14 protein-coding genes are annotated in these 14698 nt (G+C 36.5%); 8 read left to right on the forward strand and 6 right to left on the reverse strand.

Annotated features, from left to right (window positions below):
- Window positions 1–270: 270 nt before the first annotated feature.
- On the reverse strand, window positions 271–3633 hold the full coding sequence (gene dnaE, locus KHA87_RS10925) for a DNA polymerase III subunit alpha (RefSeq protein ID WP_213094078.1): 3363 nt from the start codon (window positions 3631–3633) through the stop codon (window positions 271–273).
- 166 nt (window positions 3634–3799) lie between these two features.
- Between dnaE and ytrH the strand changes: the two genes are divergently transcribed.
- Both ytrH and ytrI read left to right on the forward strand, forming a co-directional pair.
- On the forward strand, window positions 3800–4129 hold the full coding sequence (gene ytrH / locus KHA87_RS10930; protein WP_349305581.1) for a sporulation membrane protein YtrH: 330 nt from the start codon (window positions 3800–3802) through the stop codon (window positions 4127–4129).
- Window positions 4129–4635, forward strand: coding sequence for a sporulation membrane protein YtrI (ytrI, locus tag KHA87_RS10935; RefSeq protein ID WP_213094080.1), 507 nt, complete (start codon window positions 4129–4131; stop codon window positions 4633–4635). The genes ytrH and ytrI overlap by 1 nt, the downstream gene beginning before the upstream one ends.
- Before the next feature lie 15 nt (window positions 4636–4650).
- Here ytrI and KHA87_RS10940 read toward each other — a convergent pair whose 3' ends face one another.
- A complete protein-coding gene (locus tag KHA87_RS10940; protein WP_213094081.1) occupies window positions 4651–5592 on the reverse strand; it encodes a DHH family phosphoesterase in 942 nt (313 codons plus the stop codon).
- A gap of 122 nt (window positions 5593–5714) precedes the next feature.
- Here KHA87_RS10940 and KHA87_RS10945 point away from each other — a divergent pair, with 122 nt between their 5' ends.
- A complete protein-coding gene (locus KHA87_RS10945) occupies window positions 5715–6017 on the forward strand; it encodes a YtpI family protein (protein ID WP_213094082.1) in 303 nt (100 codons plus the stop codon).
- A gap of 261 nt (window positions 6018–6278) precedes the next feature.
- Here the strand turns inward: KHA87_RS10945 and KHA87_RS10950 are convergent, their stop codons facing one another.
- Together KHA87_RS10950 and KHA87_RS10955 are read right to left on the reverse strand one after the other, a co-directional pair.
- The gene (locus tag KHA87_RS10950; protein ID WP_213094083.1) at window positions 6279–7595 is read right to left on the reverse strand and encodes a CBS domain-containing protein; all 1317 of its coding nucleotides are present in this window, start codon (window positions 7593–7595) and stop codon (window positions 6279–6281) included.
- Window positions 7596–7691: 96 nt separating this feature from the next.
- Entirely contained in the window at window positions 7692–7925 is a 234-nt protein-coding gene (locus KHA87_RS10955; RefSeq protein WP_213094084.1) for a hypothetical protein, read from the reverse strand.
- A 194-nt stretch (window positions 7926–8119) separates the two neighbouring features.
- Here KHA87_RS10955 and KHA87_RS10960 point away from each other — a divergent pair, with 194 nt between their 5' ends.
- The 4 genes from KHA87_RS10960 to ald all read left to right on the forward strand — a co-directional run bounded on the left by KHA87_RS10960 (window position 8120) and on the right by ald (window position 10988).
- On the forward strand, window positions 8120–8959 hold the full coding sequence (locus KHA87_RS10960; RefSeq protein WP_213094085.1) for an EcsC family protein: 840 nt from the start codon (window positions 8120–8122) through the stop codon (window positions 8957–8959).
- Window position 8960: 1 nt separating this feature from the next.
- A complete protein-coding gene (locus tag KHA87_RS10965) occupies window positions 8961–9473 on the forward strand; it encodes a MogA/MoaB family molybdenum cofactor biosynthesis protein (protein ID WP_213094086.1) in 513 nt (170 codons plus the stop codon).
- A gap of 88 nt (window positions 9474–9561) precedes the next feature.
- Window positions 9562–9708: a hypothetical protein gene (locus tag KHA87_RS10970; protein WP_213094087.1), complete on the forward strand. Its 147-nt coding sequence runs from the start codon at window positions 9562–9564 to the stop codon at window positions 9706–9708.
- 164 nt (window positions 9709–9872) lie between these two features.
- Complete coding sequence (ald, locus tag KHA87_RS10975; RefSeq protein ID WP_213094088.1) at window positions 9873–10988, forward strand: alanine dehydrogenase; 1116 nt, start codon at window positions 9873–9875, stop codon at window positions 10986–10988.
- Window positions 10989–11036: 48 nt separating this feature from the next.
- Here the strand turns inward: ald and KHA87_RS10980 are convergent, their stop codons facing one another.
- Window positions 11037–12134, reverse strand: coding sequence for a M24 family metallopeptidase (locus KHA87_RS10980; protein ID WP_213094089.1), 1098 nt, complete (start codon window positions 12132–12134; stop codon window positions 11037–11039).
- A gap of 139 nt (window positions 12135–12273) precedes the next feature.
- Here KHA87_RS10980 and KHA87_RS10985 point away from each other — a divergent pair, with 139 nt between their 5' ends.
- A complete protein-coding gene (locus KHA87_RS10985) occupies window positions 12274–12954 on the forward strand; it encodes a metal-dependent hydrolase (RefSeq protein ID WP_213094090.1) in 681 nt (226 codons plus the stop codon).
- A 416-nt stretch (window positions 12955–13370) separates the two neighbouring features.
- Here KHA87_RS10985 and KHA87_RS10990 read toward each other — a convergent pair whose 3' ends face one another.
- A complete protein-coding gene (locus tag KHA87_RS10990) occupies window positions 13371–14564 on the reverse strand; it encodes an acetate kinase (RefSeq protein ID WP_213094091.1) in 1194 nt (397 codons plus the stop codon).
- Window positions 14565–14698 lie beyond the last annotated feature (134 nt).

Genomic DNA, 14698 nt, shown 5'->3' on the forward strand with positions numbered 1-14698 from the left:
CATAGTTAGTTAAAATCCAAAAACCGGTTTTAACTTGTTGCTTTTAGTATATTGTTGTCCATTCTAATATAGGCTTCGTTTCAGGGCACTTTTTCTTAAAAGCAATACTCGTTAACAAAAAATTTAGGATGTTAATAAGGTTTTCATCTGTAAAAGCAACATGTTTAAGAAAACACCCTACCTAGAAACCACTCTATTTCATTTTCGAAGTGGTCTGACCACACATGTCTATTAAATAATATAACATATTGATCTGGCAAGTAAAAAATATTATTGTAAAATCACATTACCGTCTCCTAGTAGCTCTTTTAAAAGGAGTAAGCATTCTTCCGAGCCATTTACCCATTCTTTTTTAGTCAACTGTACCGTTCTGTTATTTGTTTCGTAATATACAACAACAGGTGTCTCTCCCGGAAATTCGCTTATAATCTTTTTGACATTTTTTATAACAGTCGTAGAGTTGATATCATTGGAAAATCGCAAATATAATTTTTCCTTTTTATATTGATAATTTTTAACAATCTCATCAATATCTTTGATTTTCTGCACAATAATTTGCAGCTTGCCATTTCTTTCTTCTACATCACCTTCCAAAACAGCAATTTGTCCTTGTTTGCATACATTGCTATATTTTCGATATACATTTGGGAAGATAACAGCATCTAATTCTTCTGTCGCATCACTTATTTCTAAGAATCCCATTACTTCCCCTTTTTTGGTGCGAATTGATTTAAATTCATGGATATACACTGCAAACTTGCTATGTTTTTGTCCTTTTTTTACATCTACTAGATAGGTGACACCTATATTCTCTAGCATTTCTCTGTATGGGCTAACAGGATGATCAGATAAATATAATCCTAATACTTGTTTTTCAAATAACAGCTTATCCATAATCTTCATTTCTTCAACTTCCATATATTTTGGTTTAAGCTGAAAAATTTCATCCTCCGAAAACAGGTCATAACCTTGTATTTCCGGTTTTACTAGTGCTGCATGATCAATCGCAATGTCCAAGCTTGCCAATAAAGTTGCACGATCCTCACGGAAATCATCCAATGCTCCAGCAAAGACCAGGGATTCCAACACTTTACGATTCAATGCCTTCCCTGAGACTCGAATACATAAATCAAATAGATCAGCAAAAATCTTGGCTTGCCTTGCTTCCATTATTTCCTTTAATGATGCCATGCCTACTCCTTTAATTGCCGCCAAACTATAACGTATACAACCCTTTTCGACCACAAATGGATAGTAGCTATGGTTGATGGAAGGAGGTAGGATTCTTATCCCCATTTGCCTTGCTTCTCTAATATATTGCGAGATTTTATCCTCATTTCCAATCGCAGACGTTAGTAGAGCTGACATAAAATAGAGCGGGTAATGGGCTTTGAGATAGGCAAGCTGATATGCAATATAGCTATATGCTACTGCATGGCTGCGGTTAAATCCATAGTTGGCAAAACGGACTATTAAATCGTATAGTTCATTTGCCGTTCGACTATCATATCCCTTTGCTATCGCACCTTTTACAAAATGAGCTCTTTCCGTATCCAATACTTCCTTTTTCTTTTTGGAAACGGCTCTGCGCAACAAATCTGCCTCACCTAAAGAAAAACCAGCCATTATAGAGGCAATTTGCATGATCTGCTCCTGATAGACAATAACACCATATGTTTTTTTCAAAATAGGTTCTAAATCTGGGTGAGGATATTGGATTGGTTCTTCCCCATGTTTACGTTTTATATATGTTGGGATATTTTCCATTGGACCTGGCCTATATAAGGCATTAACTGCAACAATATCCTCAAAATTTGATGGTTTTAACCTTTCCAGAACGCTTCTCATTCCGTCTGACTCAAGCTGAAAGATACCTGTTGTATTGCCTTTGCTTAGCAATTCAAATGTTTTTTCATCAGAAAGTGGCAGCTTCTTTATATCTATTTTCGTTCCTATTCCTTTATTGATGCTGGTTACAATTCTTTCAATGAGAGATAAATTTCTTAGACCTAAAAAGTCCATTTTCAATAAACCGATTTCTTCTAAAATATCCATTGGGAATTGGGTCAAATGAACACCATCATGGCCTTCCTGAATAGGTATTATATTAATTAAAGGCTTATCGCTTATAACTACCCCTGCTGCATGTGTAGAAGTATGTCTAGGCAAGCCCTCGAGCTTTAATGCAGTTGAAAAAAGCTTCTTATGCTGCTCTGATTGCTGGACAAAGCTTCTTAGTTTTTCCGATTGCTGATAAGCACCATTTAACGTTGTACCTGGTTTGGATGGGATGAGCCTCGAGAGCTGTTCTAATTCTTTCGTATTGAAACCAAAGACACGTGCTACATCTCTTACTGCTGCCTTCGCAGCAAGAGTTCCAAATGTAAGAATTTGCGCAACATGCAGTTTTCCGTACTTTTCCGCCACATAGCGAATGACTTCATCACGGCGATGGTCCGGAAAATCAATATCAATGTCTGGCATGGTAATTCTTTCCGGATTTAAAAACCTTTCAAATAGCAATTCATGCTCTATTGGGTCTACATCCGTAATATTTAGAGTATACGCAACTAATGAACCGGCAGCAGAGCCCCGTCCTGGCCCTGTTAAAATATCATTTTGACGAGCAAACCTCATAAAATCCCATACAATTAGAAAATAATCATTGAATTGCATTCTACCTATTATTTTTAATTCGTAATTTAATCTTTCGAGGTATGTAGAGTTAATGTTGACGATTCGCTCTTTCAGTCCATGCAAACAAAGTTCCCGAAGCAAGTCATCTGTTGTTTGATTTTCCTCTAGCGGAAACTTGGGCAATAGCCTCTGTTCCATTTTAATTTCCAGCTTACAGGATTCCGCTAATCTAATCGTATTCTCCAAAGAATCAACTTCATCAGCAAATAGCTGAACCATTTCTTCTTTTGACTTGAAATAATATTCTTCTGACCTTAAAGTGGTTCGCGTTTCATCACTTAATTTCAAGCCTTCGCCAATGGCAAGCAAACACTCATGGCTGAACGCATCTTCCTTCTCTATATATTTCACATTATTGGATACAATTGTTTGAATACCGAGCTCTCTCCCAATCTCTTTAAGCTTTTGATTGATTAGTTGATTCTCGGGAAGCAAATGATTTTGCAAGGATAAAAAAAAGGAATTGGCTTCGAATAGCTGTTGATAAAATTTCGCTGTTTCCAATGCTTTTTCCGTATCGTTTTCCAATAATAAGGCTTCAATTTCCCCTTCTATTCCTGGAGAAAAAGCAAATAATCCTTCTCTATAGCCCCTTAGCCATTTGGGTGGGATTCCTGTAGGAGATACCGTTTGTATGGCACTGGAAATTTTCATTAAATTCTCATATCCCTTTTCGTTCTTGGCTAATAGAACCATAGGAAAGGATTTAATTTCCTTTGTTTCACTCAAAACATCAGCAGTTAATCCAATAATTGGTTTTATTCCATTTTGAACGCACTCTTTATAAAAAGGAATTACTCCATACAAAACATTTCGATCTGTTATGGCAAGTGTTTGATATTTATACTTTACTGCCTGCTCCACCAATTTTTTTATCGAAACAGTGCTCGTTAATAAACTAAATGCTGTGGATATTTGAAGGTGTATAAAAGACATCGTATTCCCACCTTTTTTAACTTCTTTTTTTTATTATAAATCGCATAACCAAAAAAGGAAAATACGTTCTCATTTGCTTGGACCATTTTTTATAATTCGTTTCATATCCGTTCATGCTGTCCCATATAGTGTAGTAAGGGAAAATAACATGACGGAGTTGGTATTAGTGAATGAAGCATTTTTTCCAGCATTCTTTAATAGTTTTTTTATTGGTTTTGGTGTCATGATCGGAGGTACATTAATAGGCGGACTCGCCTCTTTCATTACAGGACAACCCCTTCTAACGGAAATTACTAGAATTTCCAGCGGATTAAGAATTTGGGCTATTATTGCTGCTATTGGAGGTACATTCGATACTGTTTACAGCTTTGAAAAAGGGTTTTTGGATGGGGCAACAAAGGATATTGTAAAACAATTTCTACTTATTTTATCGGCCATGGGAGGAGCTAATACCGCTGCATTAATTATCTCCTGGCTAACTCAGGAGCATGTATAATGAGAGTCCCAACCTTGCATCGAAAACCGGTTTGGCAGAGATTTTTTGCAGGTGTAGTAATTGGTGGATGTATAAGCTGGATGGTATTTCTATTCATGTACGGTACCTTGCAAGAAAAACAAACGAAGGAAATTGAAAAGCAAAATTCCATTATTAAAGATTTAAGACAGGAAAAAAGCATATGGCAGGATGAATGGAATAAGCTGACAAAAAAAAATGCTGATATGCTCATCATCCAAAATGTAAATGTAAAGATAAAAGGATACGAAAAGTATAATATTAAAGATTCACACAGTATATTTGAAAAAGAAGAGGAGATAAAAGAAGACCTTCGCTCCTTGGTTGCAAAAGATATCAATACTGTTTATCAAAATAAAGAACTAATCTTTAAAACCATTGAAAATAAAACAATAAAAATCAATAATCGGCGATACAAGTTTGTTATTAAGGATATATTCTTTTTCTCTACTATCAACATAAATTTGGAATTGAGACTAGCGGATTGATATAAGAGTAAAGCCTCATATAGAGGCTTTACTTACATCCAATAAATCCTTTATAACATTTTCTGCTTCATCCCATGAATAGATGGAGGCTCCAGCTGCCAGCGGATGTCCGCCACCATTATATTTGCGTGCAATCTGATTAATGATCGGTCCTTTAGAGCGTAGCCTTACCCTGATTTGATCTTCCTCTTCAATAAAAAAGCACCATGCTTGTATTCCTTTGATATTTCCAAGCATACTAACAAGCTGTGATGCCTCTGAAGGAACTACATTATGTTCACGAAGCATTTCTTTTTTCAACTTCACCACAGCTGCACCATAATCAAGAACCTCAAAATTCTGCAGGACAAAGCCTTGCAACTTTACCACCTTTGGCTCTAATTCATACATTTTATTGTATAGCTCATTTCGGTCAAACGTATATCGAATTAGCTGTCCGGCATAATCAAAAGTTCGTTGAGTTGTACTTGGATATAAAAATCGTCCTGTATCTCCAACAATTCCACCATATATTAAGCGTGCTGCTTCATCAGTTATTTTTAACCCCTTATCCTTCCCAGACAAATAAAATTCATAAATCATTTCACTCACAGACGAAGCGTTTGTATCTACCCATAACAAATCCCCATATGGGTCCTCATTTGGATGATGATCAATTTTTATCAGCTTATCCCCAAGCATATACCGGCTGTCACATATTCTCTCCTTATTGGCGGTATCACAAACAATGACCAATGCACCTTTATAGGTATCGTCCTGAATGACATCGAGAGTACGTAAAAATTCTAATGTCGGCTCTGGCTTTCCAACGGCATAGATATTTTTTTCAGGAAAAGAGGCTTTTAAAATTTCCGCTAAACCTCCTTGTGAGCCATATGCATCTGGGTCAGGACGAACATGACGATGAATAATTATGGTTTCATATTGTTTAATCGTTTCGAGTATTTTCTCTTTCATTTTTGCTCTCCCTTACTAATTTGTCATGAAATTCTAAGATAGTTTGTAGATATTTTAGGCAATTATCGTTACAATATAGTTTGTATGAAATTGCATCGATTCTTGATTTCGGAGGATAATATATGTATTTATTAGTATTTCTAATCGTCATGTCTCTTTCCTTTTATGTATACTATAAAATTAAATATGTACGCAGCAGACTGCAAATGGAAAGAAAATATTTATCTGGTAAATCCAGCATTGCTTTAGGGCTATTTGTCGGTTTCTTTGGTATTAACCAACTATTTCTTTATCATACGACAACCACTTATATAGTTGCAGCCATCTTTATTATCATCGGGTTCCTAAGCGCATGGTTTGGTTTTAAAGCATTTAAATACTATAGACCATATGCCCTTAAAGAAATAAAAGAATGGAATAATTAATGTATGCCGCTTTCCAGAAGAAAGCGGCTTTTATCATTATTTAAAAAATATCACTTTAAATAAAAAATATCACTTTTCGATATAATGTCTACGTCCAGTACAATGAACTAGTTAGCGGATCTCTATATTATTCCCCAATGATTAGCGGGTATCGACTCGTTCCTTATCGAGTTTCCTTATCCCAGTAGAATAAAATATAATTACACTTCAAATTTCACTCATCCGTACGCCGATGGCCAAGCCCCTTGTGCTTTTGTTGTTTTATCTATCAATTAATTGACATGTCAATAATGCTTTTCCCACTATAATTCCCTCATGATAGACTTCTACGTCCACTTTACCGAACTTTCTCCCGATTTCCAAAACCTTAGGAACAATTTCAATCATACTCTCTATTTGAACAGGCTTAATAAAATAGACAGTCATATTTTCAATTATAATGTCCTCTCTTTTTTGCTGTCTTAATTTTCTATTAGCGGCTTCATACACAAGAGTTGTAAAAACACCATAAGATATCGTCCCAAGACGATTAGTCATCTGCGGAGAAACCTCAAATAAGTAGCTTTCCCCATCTTGATTTTTAATGGAAGAGGAATCGAGTCGGGTAGTAATGATATCATCTATGGTCTCTCCTACCTGGGGTTGGCGCTGCGTCATTTGCAATGCTTTTAAAATATCCTGTCTGCTGATAATTCCTTGCAACCGTTGATAATCATCAACAACAGGAATTAGTTCAATTCCTTCCCAAATCATCATATGACTTGCCGATGTCAGGCTTGTTTTGGGACTAACCGTTATTGGGTTTTTTGTCATTACTTTTTCAACAGGTATGGAAGGTTTCTGTTCGATTATGTCTTTTGCAGTTACCATTCCCTGCACTCTCATTTGGGAATCAACAACCGGAAATCTGCTATGAGAGGTATGTCGTTTTTGTTCATACCAGCTTTCGATCTTTTCATCTATTTTCAAGTATATTGTCTCTTCTAATGGAGTTAGAATATCCTCTACTAATATAATTTCTTTTTTAATAAGCTGATCGTAAATTGCTCGGTTTATCATCGTAGCTACTGTAAACGTATCAAAGCTTGTGGAGAGTATTGGCAATTCTAATTGATCGGCCAGTTTCTTCACATGCTCCTCCGTATCAAAGCCACCGGTTATGAGAACCGCCGCTCCTGCACGCAATGCTAATTCATGAGCATTGGTACGATTACCGACTATCAACAGGCTGCCTGCATCTGTATATTTCATCATTGCTTCTAATTTCATAGCTCCGATGACAAATTTATTTAATGTTTTATGAAGCCCAGTTTTTCCGCCAAGAACCTGTCCATCGATTATGTTCACAACCTCGGCAAACGTAAGCTTTTCAATATTTTCCTTCTTCTTTCTTTCAATCCGGATGGTACCTACACGTTCAATGGTGCTGACATAGCCTTTGTTCTCAGCATCCTTAATTGCTCTGTAAGCCGTTCCTTCACTTACATTCAAAGCCTTTGCAATTTGCCGCACCGATATTTTTTCCCCAACCGGCAATGTATCTATGTACTGTATTATTTGTTCATGTTTCGTTGCCAAGCTTTTCACCCTTTTTTTGCCTGCATACTTTAGGTTCATTATAAAGTGAAAAGCTTGGCAATTCAATTATTATAGGGCTTTGACAAAAATGAAGCTTTAATGAGATCTAATTCGTTTCCCTATTGGTACATCACTTCTACTATAAGATTTTTTCTTTGGGGAATATAAAAGTGCTGAAAGATTCCCGGCAATGACTAATAGAGCAAAGCCAGCCCAAACAAATGCAAATACTCCATTTTGACTAGAAGCCGTAAAATGCAATTGCGGAATGGCATAATAAAGGAGCGCTGCAGCAAGTAAAATACATAATAAATATCTGCTTCTTTTCAATTCTATACCTCCATTATTTAAGGCTTGTTCTATTCTATGCTGCTATTGGATAAAAGTGCACAAAAACATATAGCGATAAGACAAACGACTTATATCAAAGGGAAGATTTATATTTATCAGGGTACCTCGCTTCTTTTCTTTTTGTTATACTTCTTATTAATAAAATATTTATTCCTTCAAAGGAGGCCCAGAAGATGACGTGGTCAAAAAGCGAACATATTTTGTGGAATGAAATTGAGCGCTGGATGAATTCCTTTCCTTCACAGGAAGAAACCGATTTTCAAAATCTATATGGAAAATGGGTAGATAAAGCTTTTTCCGCAATACCTGTAAGCTTGGCTGAACCCTTTTTTGAAAAATTAGATTCATGGATGCTGCATCTTCATTCGCTGGTGCAGGGTTTGCAAATACAAGATGAGGCACGAGAAAGAATCCTAAAGTCAGCAAGAGCGTTTGATCCATCCGTTTACTCGATGGAAGATATGCGAAAGTTAACGATTGATCAATTATCATACATAGCAGATAGGCATATTTCCCGTCATAAACTCTATTCATTAGTACAGGGAGGTATGACTGGCTCAGGGAAATCAGTTTTCTTAACTTCCGATTTTTTGACATTAACTTTCATTAATTTGCGATCTGTTCAATTAACGGCCAGCACATATGGATATGATATACGGCAGCCATTTGAAATGATCACTTCCTTGAAAGTATTTCATGCGGCTTCTCTTCCAGCTAGGCTACGAGCATATGCGTGGAACGAATTAACAGACGAGATCGAGAACCGCAATTCTAAATATTTCTATGAGGGTATCGAACAGATTTTAGATTATCGCTGGCTGGAGGAGCCTTTTAAACAGTTATTGAAGGTTTTTTTCATCAGGCTCATTCATAATAAAAATACTGCAAAAAAATCCTCTCTTTCTATTGCCCTGAGCGCATGCATAAATTATCAATTTTCACGAAAGGTCAATCAATTTGCTGAAAAGTTTTATCAATATCGATTCTTAGTCGATAAACAAAAGGACGAATAAAATGAGTGTAGGTGAACATAAAAAACAAGCTCCTCATCAAGTTAAATGCGCTGTAATTACTGTCAGCGACACAAGAAGCGAGGAAACTGATAAAAGCGGGAAATTAATGAAAGAGATGCTGATGGCAAAAGGGCATTCAGTGGAGTTCTATCAAATTGTGAAGGACGAAGGAAATCAAATCATTCATTCCATTCATACCATTTTGGAAAACAGCACTATTAAGGTCATCCTCTTAAATGGCGGAACCGGTATTGCCAAACGGGATATTACGATTGAAACGGTTTCAAGCTTATTTGAAAAAGAGATTGTCGGATTCGGTGAACTTTTTCGTTTTCTAAGCTATACAGAAGATATTGGACCAGCCGCGATGCTGTCTAGAGCTGCAGCCGGAACATATCGTAATCGGGTCATTTTTTCAACACCAGGCTCTACAGGTGCAGTTAAATTAGCAATGGAGAAGCTTATCCTACCGGAGTTAACTCACATTGTTCGGGAGCTTGATAAAGATCAATAACCCTTCAATTTATTTCCTTCCCTATTTTCGGATATTTTATGAAAATTATCGAAAAATAGAAGGGAGTTAAATTCGAAGGGGTGTTTGTATGAAGAAGCGAAATAATGACGAAAACCTATCCTATGATGAACAAGCAATTGAAGAAACAACTAATCAAATTATGGATGCCTATGCGAGCGGCGTAGTAGATCAGACGGACGGACAATTTTATTTTTATGATCGAAATGAAGATTAATGAGTATACAGTAAGGACCGCCATTAGGCGGTTTTTCTATTTAATTTTCCTAGTAGAAGAGAAATTAATAGGAAAATCCTATTATTTTTGTTAAAATGAAAGTGCTTTCTTGAATTATTTTTTTAAAATATTATACATGAAAGTAATAAAGGAGGTTTTTTCCTATGCGTATTGGGGTACCTAAGGAAATAAAAAATAATGAAAATCGTGTGGCTATGACTCCTGCAGGCGTCGTAACATTAACAAACGCTGGGCATGAAGTTTTTATTGAAACAGGTGCTGGATTAGGTTCCGGTTTCATGGATGGAGATTATGCACAGGCAGGTGCAAAAATTGTTCAATCAGCTGAAGAAGCATGGTCCATGGAAATGGTCATGAAGGTGAAGGAACCATTACAAAGCGAATATAAATATTTTAGAGAAGGTCTCATTCTATTTACATATTTGCATTTAGCAGCTGAGCCTGAATTAACAAAAGCATTACTGGAAAGCAAAGTGGTTGGCATTGCATACGAAACCGTTCAGCTTCCAAATCGTTCATTGCCTTTATTAACGCCAATGAGTGAAGTGGCAGGTAGAATGGCTCCGCAAATTGGTGCTCAATTCTTAGAGAAAAACCATGGCGGTAAAGGGATTCTTTTATCTGGAGTGCCAGGGGTGCAAAGAGGAAAAGTGACCATTATCGGCGGTGGTGTAGCTGGTACAAATGCGGCAAAAATGGCTGTAGGTTTAGGAGCAGAGGTTACAGTAATCGACTTGAACCCTGATCGTCTTCGCCAGCTTGATGATATCTTCGGCAGCGAAATTACAACCTTAATGTCCAATCCGTATAATATTGCTGAATCTGTAAAAGATGCTGATTTAGTTATTGGTGCTGTATTAATTCCAGGAGCCAAAGCTCCGAAATTAGTAACAGAGGAAATGATCTCAACGATGAAACCTGGTTCTGTTGTAGTGGATATTGCAATTGACCAAGGTGGTATCTTCGAAACAAGCGATCGTATTACAACACATGATAATCCTACTTATGAAAAACATGGTGTGGTTCATTATGCAGTCGCGAATATGCCTGGTGCTGTTCCGCGTACTTCCACCATCGCTTTAACTAATGTTACCGTTCCTTATGCCTTACAAATTGCAAACAAGGGCTACAAACAAGCATGCTTGGATAGTGAACCATTATTCAAAGGCTTGAATACATTAGATGGTCAATGTACTTATAAAGCTGTTGCTGACGACCTTCAGCTTGATTATGTTGATGCAAAATCATTAATTGGATAACAGAAAAAAGAATCCACCAAAACAGGTGGATTCTTTTTTTGCTTCTGCCTATTTAACAATTTGCAGGGATTTATCAAAAGATGTTAGTATTTCCACTCCATCCTTCGTAACAAAAACATCATCTTCAATTCGAACTCCGGCAACGCCTGGAACATAAATACCCGGTTCAATCGTAAAGACCATTCCTTCTTTCAACACTAGTTCATTCGTATTGGTGACAGAAGGATATTCATGTACCCCAATACCTAATCCATGTCCTAAACGATGGGTGAAATATTCTCCATATCCTGCTTCCGTAATTATATCACGCGCAAGCTGGTCAAGTTCTTTTGCTTTTACACCAGGCTTAACTGCTTTAACCGCTTCTTCCTCCGCTTTAAGAACAGTATGATAGATTTTGTGCTGTTCATCATTGATGTGGTCATATACAACAGTACGAGTTATATCAGAGCAATATCCTTCATATATAACCCCTAAATCAAATAATACAAGATCCCCTTTTTTAACTTTGGTTAATCCTGGATTACCATGTGGAGAAGCTGCATTATTCCCTGTTAACACCATAGTGTCAAATGACATTTTGGAAATGCCTTTTTTCTTTAATTCATATTCAATTGCAGCGATAATATCCAGCTCTGTTTTACCTTCCGCAATTTCATTAATACCGACCTGTACTGCGAAGTCCGCATATTCGGCGGCCTTTTTTAATATACTTTTTTCTTTTTCATCTTTAACAAGGCGAAGTTCACGGAGCTTTTCTTCTGCTGCTACAAAAGAAACACTAGTGAATCTTTTCATTATTTCTTCATATCGTTCAATATTTACATTCTCCTTTTCAAGCGCTAACACTTGGATGTTTGGAACTCTATCCTTCATATTTTTCGCAAGAATATCCCATGCATTATCCGTATCGGAGCAGCCGATGACTTCATATTCCCAACCAGATTGTTTTGCATCATGCACGTCCAATGATGGGCATATTAAGAAAGGCTCTTTTTCTTGAAATACTGCTACACCAAGTAAACGTTCATGAGGATTACTATTAAAGCCGCTTAAGTAAAAAACATTCTCGGAAGAAGTGATGAATGCTGCATCAATATTTTGAGTCTTTAACCATTCCGTTAAACTTTGTAATCGTTGGTTCATAACGGTCATCTCCTTAAATAAGTTCTACTTTAGAATATCAAAATTTCATGAGTTATTCTATTATTTAAGCGAGATAGAAGGAATAATTCAAGCGTTTCCCGAAGTAGTATGTGATGAAAAAATAGAAGGAGTGAAGATAATGAAAGTATCATATCATGGGCATTCCGTCATTAAAGTTGAAACAAATGGAAAAACCATTTTATTTGATCCGTTTATTAAAGGGAATTCATTAACAGACTTAAAAGCTGAAAATGAAAGCCCTGATGTCATTATCCTAACGCATGGACATAACGATCATGTCGGGGATACCGTAGAAATCGCCAAGCGAAGCAACGCCTTAATTATAGCAAATGATGAGATTGCAACCTATATGGAATGGCAAGGTTTAAAAACACATCCATTACATATTGGCGGTGCATGTGAATTTGATTTTGGTAAAGTAAAATTAACCCAAGCATTCCACGGTTCCTCCTATTATACAGAGGATAAAGAAATCATTTATTTAGGAGAGCCTGCAGGTGTATTGCTGATGGTGGAAGGAAAAACAATATATCATGCCGGAGATACCGGATTATTTTCTGATATGAAGCTTATCGGGGAAAGACACCCAATTGATGTAGCATTCCTGCCAATTGGTGATAATTTTACGATGGGTCCAGAGGATGCGGCGTATGCAGCCACTTTATTAAACGCGAAAATCGTTGTACCAATCCATTACAATACATTCCCTCCAATTAAGCAAGATCCTGAGCGTTTCCTACAAATGCTGGAGCATAAAAATGGGAAGATAATGAATGCAGGGGATATGTTAGAGTTATAATGAGGAAATTATTATGATTTAATCTATTTGTTTTCCTTCATTCATATGTATTAATAACCCCACACTTAGATGGGGTTATTTATTTGCCAAAATACATGAAAGAAAATGTTTTCTTACATCTCATCTTGGCGTTTTTCAATGTAGTATACCTTAAGAGTACGTTTAAAGGGAATAGAGGGAAGTAAATTTAAAAAGGGGTGTTGGCTTATTGGTTGGGTAATAATAGTTGTTATTGCTTATTTGCCAATAATGTATAGGATTCATAGACGTCTTGATAGATTAGAAAAGGAGATAAAGATATTAAAAGATGAAAGGGATGGTTTTTATTTAGAATAGTATTTTTTATACAAAGAAATGTTAAATTACAAGCTAAATATCAAAAAACAACCCTCTAATCTGAAGGTTGTTTTTTTTCATTATTCTAGCCCTGAAATTCGTATAACATCTCTCGCTATCATCACTTCTTCATTCGTCGGTATGACCATTACTTTTACTGGTGAGTGAGGATAACTGATAAATGCTTCTTGCCCGCGGATTTTATTTAAGGCAGGGTCCCAGTATACACCCATAAATTCAAGACCTCTAAGAACCTTTGCCCGGATGACATCGCTATTTTCACCAATACCAGCCGTGAAAATAATCGCGTCGACACCTGACATTTTGGCTGCATAAGTTCCAATATATTTATGGATCCGATTCGCAAAAATTTCCAATGCCAAATCAGCACGTTCATTTCCTTGTGATGCTTCCAATTCAATATCACGAAGATCGCTAGAGAATCCTGAAACGCCTAATAAACCTGATTCCTTATTAAGGACCTGTAATACTTCATCAACTGTTTTCCCCGTCTTCTCCATAATAAATGGAATAAGTGCCGGGTCGAGATTTCCCGAGCGTGTACCCATTGCAACCCCTGCTAATGGTGTAAATCCCATAGATGTGTCAATGGATTTACCGCCTTCAATGGCCGTTATGCTGGCACCATTTCCAAGATGGCAGGAAATGAAACGTAATTGCTCAATTGGGCGTCCTAACAATTCCGAAGCACGCTGTGATACATATTTATGTGATGTACCATGGAAACCATACTTACGTATACCATACTTATTATAATATTCATAAGGTAAGCTATATAAGAATGAACTTTCCGGCATCGTTTGATGAAATGCCGTATCAAATACTGCCACTGCCGGAACATCTGGCAAAGCGTTTTTAAAAGTTATTATGCCAGTAATATTAGCTGGATTATGAAGAGGAGCCAATTCGGAAAGATCCTCTAACTGTCTAATTACTTCATCATTAATTAATTCAGAATCATTATATACTTCTCCACCGTGAACAACACGATGACCTACACCGTTAATTTCATTTAAAGATGTAATAATTCCTAACGAAGTCAGCTTGTCTAGAAGCAATTTAACCGCTACTTTGTGATTAGGAATATCGAGAATTTCTGTTTGCTTTTTACCGTTTACCGTTATATTAAAAATCGAATCATTTAAACCAATTCGTTCAATAAGTCCCTTTGTTATTACTTTTTCCTCTGGCATTTCAAATAATTGAAACTTTAAAGAAGAACTTCCGGCATTGATTGCAATTATTTTTGACATATTGTACCGTCCCTTCTAAACTAAAGTTCATCTAAATATTTAATCCATAAGATTCATTTAAACATGCATATCAATGTTTATCAAGCATGAAACTTTAGTGGAATCGGTTCCAACTCAAAGTAAATATATTCGAA

The sequence above is a fragment of the Bacillus sp. FJAT-49736 genome, from assembly GCF_018343615.1.
Classification (GTDB): domain Bacteria; phylum Bacillota; class Bacilli; order Bacillales; family Bacillaceae_C; genus Margalitia.

Bases quoted from the DNA above. Each gene is read 5' to 3' on its own strand.
- dnaE (WP_213094078.1), bottom strand. From the start codon at position 3,633: ATGTCTTTTATACACCTTCAAATATCCACAGCATTTAGTTTATTAACG.
- ytrI (WP_213094080.1), top strand. From the start codon at position 4,129: ATGAGAGTCCCAACCTTGCATCGAAAACCGGTTTGGCAGAGATTTTTT.
- KHA87_RS10940 (WP_213094081.1), bottom strand. From the start codon at position 5,592: ATGAAAGAGAAAATACTCGAAACGATTAAACAATATGAAACCATAATT.
- KHA87_RS10945 (WP_213094082.1), top strand. From the start codon at position 5,715: ATGTATTTATTAGTATTTCTAATCGTCATGTCTCTTTCCTTTTATGTA.
- KHA87_RS10960 (WP_213094085.1), top strand. From the start codon at position 8,120: ATGACGTGGTCAAAAAGCGAACATATTTTGTGGAATGAAATTGAGCGC.
- KHA87_RS10965 (WP_213094086.1), top strand. From the start codon at position 8,961: ATGAGTGTAGGTGAACATAAAAAACAAGCTCCTCATCAAGTTAAATGC.
- KHA87_RS10970 (WP_213094087.1), top strand. From the start codon at position 9,562: ATGAAGAAGCGAAATAATGACGAAAACCTATCCTATGATGAACAAGCA.
- ald (WP_213094088.1), top strand. From the start codon at position 9,873: ATGCGTATTGGGGTACCTAAGGAAATAAAAAATAATGAAAATCGTGTG.
- KHA87_RS10980 (WP_213094089.1), bottom strand. From the start codon at position 12,134: ATGAACCAACGATTACAAAGTTTAACGGAATGGTTAAAGACTCAAAAT.
- KHA87_RS10985 (WP_213094090.1), top strand. From the start codon at position 12,274: ATGAAAGTATCATATCATGGGCATTCCGTCATTAAAGTTGAAACAAAT.
- KHA87_RS10990 (WP_213094091.1), bottom strand. From the start codon at position 14,564: ATGTCAAAAATAATTGCAATCAATGCCGGAAGTTCTTCTTTAAAGTTT.